Annotated in this window: 4 protein-coding genes; 3 read left to right on the forward strand and 1 reads right to left on the reverse strand. The window is 75.3% G+C overall.

The features are described from left to right. Window positions 1-203: 203 nt before the first annotated feature. Entirely contained in the window at window positions 204-3,833 is a 3,630-nt protein-coding gene (locus tag ABD296_RS14690; protein ID WP_344266537.1) for a WD40 repeat domain-containing serine/threonine protein kinase, read from the forward strand. A gap of 20 nt (window positions 3,834-3,853) precedes the next feature. Here the strand turns inward: ABD296_RS14690 and ABD296_RS14695 are convergent, their stop codons facing one another. Further along, window positions 3,854-4,186 carry a cytidine/deoxycytidylate deaminase family protein gene (locus tag ABD296_RS14695; RefSeq protein WP_344266540.1) on the reverse strand — a complete coding sequence of 111 codons (333 nt, stop codon included), beginning with the start codon at window positions 4,184-4,186 and terminating at the stop codon, window positions 3,854-3,856. 110 nt (window positions 4,187-4,296) lie between these two features. Here ABD296_RS14695 and ABD296_RS14700 point away from each other — a divergent pair, with 110 nt between their 5' ends. Beyond that, a complete protein-coding gene (locus ABD296_RS14700) occupies window positions 4,297-6,429 on the forward strand; it encodes an MMPL family transporter (protein WP_344266543.1) in 2,133 nt (710 codons plus the stop codon). Window positions 6,430-6,480: 51 nt separating this feature from the next. Beyond that, window positions 6,481-6,909 (forward strand): AfsR/SARP family transcriptional regulator (locus tag ABD296_RS14705; protein ID WP_344266546.1); only part of this gene is annotated, 429 nt, incomplete at its 3' end.

Genomic DNA, 6,909 nt, shown 5'->3' on the forward strand with positions numbered 1-6,909 from the left:
ACACCCTCCCTCTCGCTCGGCGGGCAGGCCCGCTCCGCTCGCTGCGCTCGCTCCGCGTGCCTGCCCGTGACCTGGGGCTGAGGTTCAACCTGCCGGGTTTGGACCTTGCGACTGACGGGCTCGCTGCGCTTTCTCCTGGATTCGGTGGGGGCGCACCGTGTTGGGTGGTCGGGTGACGGGTTCGGCGGGAGGGGTGCGGTCTCGTGGCGGATGAGGACGTCGCGCTGGTCTGGCGGCCCGGTGAGGTGATCCTGGGGCTGTACGAGGTCCGCGACGAGATCACCAGCGGCGGGATGGGAGTGGTCTACCGGGTCCTGCATCGCGGGTGGAATGTGGAACTGGCGGTGAAGGTGCCGCGGCCCGACCTTGTGGCCGCGGGGACGGGCGTGCGGGAGTTCGAAGCCGAGGCGGCGACGTGGGTGGGCTTGGGCGTGCATCCGAACACGGTGAAGTGCGTCTACGTGCGGACCCTGGGAGGCGTCCCGCGGGTGTTCGCGGAGTGGCTCGACGGGGGCAGCCTCGCCGATGCGGTGCGGGACGGGCGCCTGTACGCCGGCGGCAGGCGGGCGGCCCTGCGCCGCGTCCTGGACGTCGCCGCCCAGACCGCGCGGGGGCTTGAGCACGCGCACCGGGGCGGTCACGTCCATCAGGACGTCAAGCCCGCGAACGTGCTGCTGGACCGCGACGGAACGGCCAAGGTGACCGACTTCGGGCTGGCCGGGGCACGTGCCGCCGCAGGGGAGAGCACCGAAGTTCCGCCCGGAGGCAGCCTGCTGGCCGGGTACGGGGGGATGACGCCGGCGTACTGCTCGCCGGAGCAGGCCGAGGCGGCCGAGCGGATGAGGGGGTCCGGCGGGCCCCGGCCGAAGCTGACGCGGGCGACCGACACGTGGTCGTGGGCGCTGACCGTGCTGGAGATGTTCGTCGGACGTCCCCCGTGCCGGGTCGGGCAGATCGGCGCCGAGGTGTTCGCCGCGTTCGTCGAGGCCGGCGCCACTGCCGCGGCCTTCGCGGAAGAACCGGATGAGCGGCTCGCGGCCGTCCCCGCCATGCCCGACGGCCTGGTCGCCCTGCTGCGGGACTGCCTGGCTCCGGAGCCGCAGGAGCGGCCCAGGGACATGGGCCGGATCGCCGACGCCGTCGCGGAGGTCTACGCCGAGGCCGTCGGCGAGCCCTATCCCCGGCCGGAGCCGCTGACGGCCGTTCGGCTGGCCGACGAGCTGTCCAACCAGGCCCTGTCGATGCTGGACCTGGGACGCGGCGACGAGGCCGAGGATCTGTGGCGGCGCGCCGCCGCCGCCGATCCGCGCAATCCGCATGTGGCCTACAACCGCGGCCTGCATCTCTGGCGTACCGGGGAGCGGACCGACGCGCAGGTGGTCGCCGACCTGGAGGCGGTCCGCGCGGCGCATCCCGGGGATTGGGAGCCGGATTACCTGCTGGGCCTGCTGCATCTGGAGCGCGGTGACCCGGAGGCCGCCGAGGAGGCGCTGCGGGCCACCGAGCGGGCGGCGCCGGACGTCCCGGAGGCCACCACCGCGCTGGAGCGGGCGGGCACCGCGCCCCGGCCCGGTTCTCCCCGGGCGCTGAAGGGGCACGACGGGCCGGTGAATGCCCTGGCCTTCAGCGGGGACGGCCGGTTCGGTCTGTCGGCGGGCGAGGACGCGAAGGTCCACGTGTGGGATCTCGCCCGGCGCCGGTTCCGGGGCGGGCCGCGCCGCGTGCGGACGCTGAAGACGCCCGGAGCCGACTACGGCGTGCGGGCGATCGCGGTCGACGCGGAGGGCGCACGCGCGGTCTTCGGCGGGCACGACGGCCCCGCGCAGATCTGGGACCTGCGCGCCGGACGGCTCTCCCACGAGCTCACCGCCGGTCCCGGAATGGACGTCAACGGGCCCGGAGGACTCATCGGGGCGCTCATCAGTGGCTCCCTGCCGTACGTCCCCACCGTGGACGTGGCGATGAGCGCGGACGCGCGCCTCGTGGTGACCGTGCACGGCGACGGTGCCGTCCGGGTGTGGGACGCCTTCACCGGCCGCTGCCTGCGGCGGCTGGCGGAAGGGCACGGGTCCTCCTACGCCCACTTCGCCTCGGTGCACATCGACCGGGACGGCGGCGTCGCCTTCGGCCGCGACGCAAGGACCGGCGTCGCGCAGACGTGGGACACCCGGACGGGCACAGTGCTGCGCACGTTCGGCGAACCGTCCTTCATGGCCGCGATGAGCGACGGCGGCGGGACCGTCGTCACGCAGACGGGTACGAACCACCAGGCCCGGGTGCGGATCTGGGACCGGGAGTCGGGCCGGGAGGTCCGCACCGTGAGCCTTCCGGGCGGCATGGGGGACGAGTTCGCCGTGAGCGGCGACGGGCGCTACGCGATCTCCTGCGATCAGAACGCCATGGAGCTGTGGGAGCTGGGCACCGGGCGGCGCCTGCGCGCCTGGCCGACACCGGAGCGGGCGATGGTGGCGGCGCTGAGTCCCGACGGCGACCGGGCCCTCATCGGCGACGACGAGGGCGAGGTCGCCCTGTGGGACATGCCGGTGCCCGGCCCCGCGGCCCCCTGGAGCTACTCCCTCCCGCGTGAGGCCGCCGACCGGCTCCAGGAGGACGAGGTGGTGGACCGCGCGCTCGACCGCACGACGGAGCTGATGGCCGAGGGCCGGTCCGCCGCGGCCGCCGACGAGATCCGCCGGGCCCGGGCGGTTCCCGGCTACCGGCGGCACCGCGTGCTCCTCGATCGCTGGCAGGACGTGGCGCGGGACGGGCGGCGCACCGCGCTGTCGGACGCATGGGCCCGCGACGCCCCGTCCATCGTGGGCGATTCCCGCGTCCCGCCCGCGACGGGTCACAGCGGCCTCCTGGTACTGACCGGCGGTGAGGACGGGACGGTGCAGGTCTGGGACCTGGCCCGGGGCAGGCGACGCCATGCGCTGGCGGGACACGACGGGCGGGCCCACAGCCTGGCCCTCGCGGGCGACGGGCCGATCGCGCTGTCGGGCGGCCGGGACGGCACCGCGCGCGTCTGGGACGTGGAGTCGGGTACCTGCCTGCACGTGCTGGACGGCCATCGCGGCGAGGTGATGGTGGCGGTGAGCGGCGACGGCCGCGTCGCCGCTTCAGGCGGGGAGGACGGTGCTCTCCGCGTCTGGAACCCGGAGACGGGCGAACTCCTCTGCCGGCTCGCCGAGCGGCACGGCACCGGTATCAGCCGGCTCCTGCTGAACGGCGAGGGAAGCCGCGTCGTGTCGACCGCGTCGGGCGACCACTGGGTCCCGCACATCTGGGATGCCCGGACCGGGAACCGCCTGCACGTCCTGCCGCGAGGTCTCGGCGGCGGATGGTGCGCCGGCGCGCTGGCGCTGAGCCGTCACGGTGACGTGCTGCTGTCGGGCCATCAGGACGGAACCGTGCGAGCGTGGGACGTCCGGACCGGTGAGACGCTCCACACGATGACCGGCCACGACCGATCCGTGCGCAGGGTCACGGTCTGCGCCGATGGCACGACGGGCTTCTCACTGGGCGACGACGCGACGGCGCGGATCTGGGATCTGCGCTCAGGTGAGGGCCGGCCCGTCGCCGGCGCCGAAGACGTGGACGCCTGGTTCGCCGCGATCGGTGACGACGGCCGCTTCGCCGTCACCGACGGCCGGGACGATCAGGTGAGGGTCTGGGACCTCCGCACCGGCGAGTGCCTGCGCGTGCTGGGCCGCCACGACGCCTCCGTGGAGGCCCTCGCCGTCAGCGGCAACGGCCGCGTCGTCACCTCGCTCGACCACAACGGCGTCGTCCACGCGTGGGAACTGGACTGGGAGTTCGACTTCTCCCTCTGAAAATCCGCCGGGGCGGGCGTTCAGAGGGTGGTGCGGAGGTCGCCGTTGGGGGCGGCCACCAGGACGGGGGCCTTCGGGCCGAGGTCGCGGACGGCGGCGACGTCGGCGGGGTCGGCGGTGCCGGCGGCGGTGACGACGGCGGCGGCCTCGAGGTCCTCGGCGCCGCTGGAGACGGCCATCGCGACGGCGACCTTGAGGGCCGACAGCTTCAGCGACGGCAGGTCCACGCTGGTGGCGGCGTAGGTGCGGCCCGTCTCGTCGCGGACGGCGGCGCCCTCGGCGGCGCCCGTGCGCGCCCGGGAGGACCGGGCCAGGGTGATGATCTTCGCGTCCTCGGCGTTCAGCTCGCTCACGGTCACAGCGTACGGCGTGCGCCGGGGCCGCAAGTCACCGGCAAGCGGGCGGCAAGCGGCGCCGACCAGTGTGTGCGGGGTCGGATCACTTTCATTCTGGGGGAGAGGCCATGTCCCGCCTGCTCTACCGCCTCGGCAAGGCCGCGGCCTTGCGGCCGTGGCGGTTCATCGTCGTGTGGCTGGTGCTCGTCGGCGCGCTGGCCGGCCTCGCGGGCGTCGCCGGGGGCGCGCTGCACGACGACTACACGCAGTCCGGAAGCGGCTCGCAGAAGGCGAGGGACCTGCTGGAGGAGCGGTTCCCCGCGCTGTCGGGCGCGGACGCGCGGGTCGTGGTGCACGCGAAGTCCGGCCGCGTCGACGCGGGGGCGCTGGCCGCCGCGGGGGCGCGGCTGCGCACGCTCCCGCACGTCAGCGCGGTGGACCCGGCGCAGCCGAGCCCGGACGGGCGGACCGCGCTGCTCACCGTCCGGTACTCGGTGCAGGTCACCGAGCTGGCGCCGAAGGAGACCGTGGACCGGCTGAAGTCGGCGACGCGGAATCTGGACGCGGCCGGCTACCGGGTCGAGTTCGGCGGCCAGGTGCCGGAGAACGTGACCGCCCCCGGCGGCGTCGCCGAGGGGGTCGGGATCGTGGCCGCGCTGGTGGTCCTGTTCCTGGCGTTCGGGTCGGTGGTGGCGGCCGGGCTGCCGCTCGCGGTGGCGCTGGCCGGGCTGGGGGCCGGCGTGTCCGGGGTCACGCTGCTCGCCGCGTTCACCGACGTGTCGACGACCGCCCCCACGCTGGCGGTCATGGTGGGGTTGGGCGTCGGAATCGACTACGCGCTGTTCATCCTCACCCGGCATCGGGAGGGGCTGGCCGAGGGCCTGGACGTGCCCGAGGCGGTGGCACGCGCGATCGCGACCGCCGGGCAGTCGGTGATCTTCGCCGGGTTCACGGTGCTGCTGGCGCTGTGCGGGCTGGTGCTGTCGCAGAACCCGGTCTACATGACGATGGGGTTCGCGACCGGGCTCGTCGTGGCGGCGACGGTGGCGAGCGCCGTCACGCTGCTGCCCGCGGTGCTGGGCCTGGCCGGACGGCGGGTGCTGCGCCGCCGCGACCGGGCCCCGGGCGCGACCGTCCACGCGGACTCGCCGCGCGTGCGGCGCTGGGCGGAGCACGTGGGGCGCCGCCCGTGGCCGTGGCTGCTCGCCGGGCTGGTCCTGATGATCACGCTGGCGGCGCCCGCGCTCGGGATGCGCACGTGGCCGAGCGACGCCAGCAGCGAACCGGAGTCCAACACCGTCCGGCGGGCGTACGACCTGGTCGCCGAGGGCTTCGGCCCCGGCGCCAACGGCCCGCTGATCGTCGCCGTCGACCTGCGGAAGGCCGACGCGAGCACGCTGCCCGCTCTGCGGGACCGGATCGCCCGCACCAGCGGGGTCGTGAGCGTGGCGCAGCCGCTGCTGTCCCCGGGCCGTGACGCCGCCGTCCTCGTCGTCACGCCCGAGTACGGGCCGCAGGACGAGCGCGCGCCCGCCGTCGTCGACCGGATCCGCGCCCGCGAACTGCCGCCCGGCGCGGAGGTCACCGGGCTCACCGCCGCCTACGTGGACCTGTCGCGCTCGCTGTCGGACCGGCTCTGGCCCATGATCGGCGCGGTCGTCGCCACCTCGTTCGTGATGCTGATGATCGTCTTCCGGTCGCTGGTCGCGCCGCTGAAGGCCGCCGCGATGAACCTGCTGTCGATCGGCGCCGCCTACGGCGTGCTGACGGCGGTGTTCCAGTGGGGTTGGGGAGCGGGCCTGCTCGGGCTCCCGCACGGAGTGCCGGTGTCGTCGCTCATCCTGCTGCCGATGTTCGCGGTGCTGTTCGGGGTGTCGATGGACTACGAGGTGTTCCTGCTGTCGCGGGTCCGCGAGGAGTGGACGCGGCACGGCGACGCGCGGGGCTCGGTGTCGTCCGGGCTGGCCGCCACGGGCCGGGTGATCAGCAGCGCCGCGCTGATCATGGTCGCGGTCTTCCTCGGCTTCGCCGCCGACCCCGGCCTGGTCATCAAGCAGATGGGGGTGGGGCTCGCGGTCGCCGTGGCGCTGGACGCGACGGTCGTCCGGCTGGTCCTGGTGCCCGCCGCGATGGCGCTGCTCGGACGGGCGAACTGGTGGCTGCCGAAGCCGCTCGCCCGCGTCCTGCCGGCCATCGACCCGCACGACGCCGCCGCCCCGGCCGGGGCGGCCGAACGGGAACCGGAACCCAGCCGCGCGTGAGGGGGGAGTGATCGCGAAGGTCTGGCATGTCCCGGTTACGCTGATCGGGACATGTCGCCCGTCGTACGCGTTCTCGGGGCCTTCGGCGCCGAGGTGGCCGGTTCCGCCGCCGACCTCGGCGGTCCCCGGCAGCGCTCGGTGCTCGCCCGCCTCGTCGTCGCGCGGGGCGCGATGGTGCCCGCCGACCGGCTCGTCGACGACCTGTGGGCCGGGACGGCCGCGCCGCGCGCCGCCGCCGGCCTCCAGTCGTTCGTGTCCCATCTGCGGCGCGTCCTGGAACCGGACCGCCCGCCCCGCACGCCCGCGCGGGTCCTCGTCACCGAGCCGCCGGGGTACGCGCTGCGGCTGCCGGACGGCAGCGTCGACGCCTGGCGCTTCGACGCGCTGGTCGACGAGGCCGCCGCCCTGCGGCCGGGCGACCCGGCGGAGGCCCGCCGCCGCGCGGACGCGGCGGTCGCCGAGCGGCGCGGGCCCGCCTAC

Origin of the sequence: Actinomadura napierensis (assembly GCF_039529375.1) — a bacterium.
GTDB lineage: Bacteria > Actinomycetota > Actinomycetes > Streptosporangiales > Streptosporangiaceae > Spirillospora > Spirillospora napierensis.

Excerpts from the sequence above, each read along its gene's own strand:
- ABD296_RS14700 (WP_344266543.1), top strand. The coding sequence starts at position 4,297 with ATGTCCCGCCTGCTCTACCGCCTCGGCAAGGCCGCGGCCTTGCGGCCG.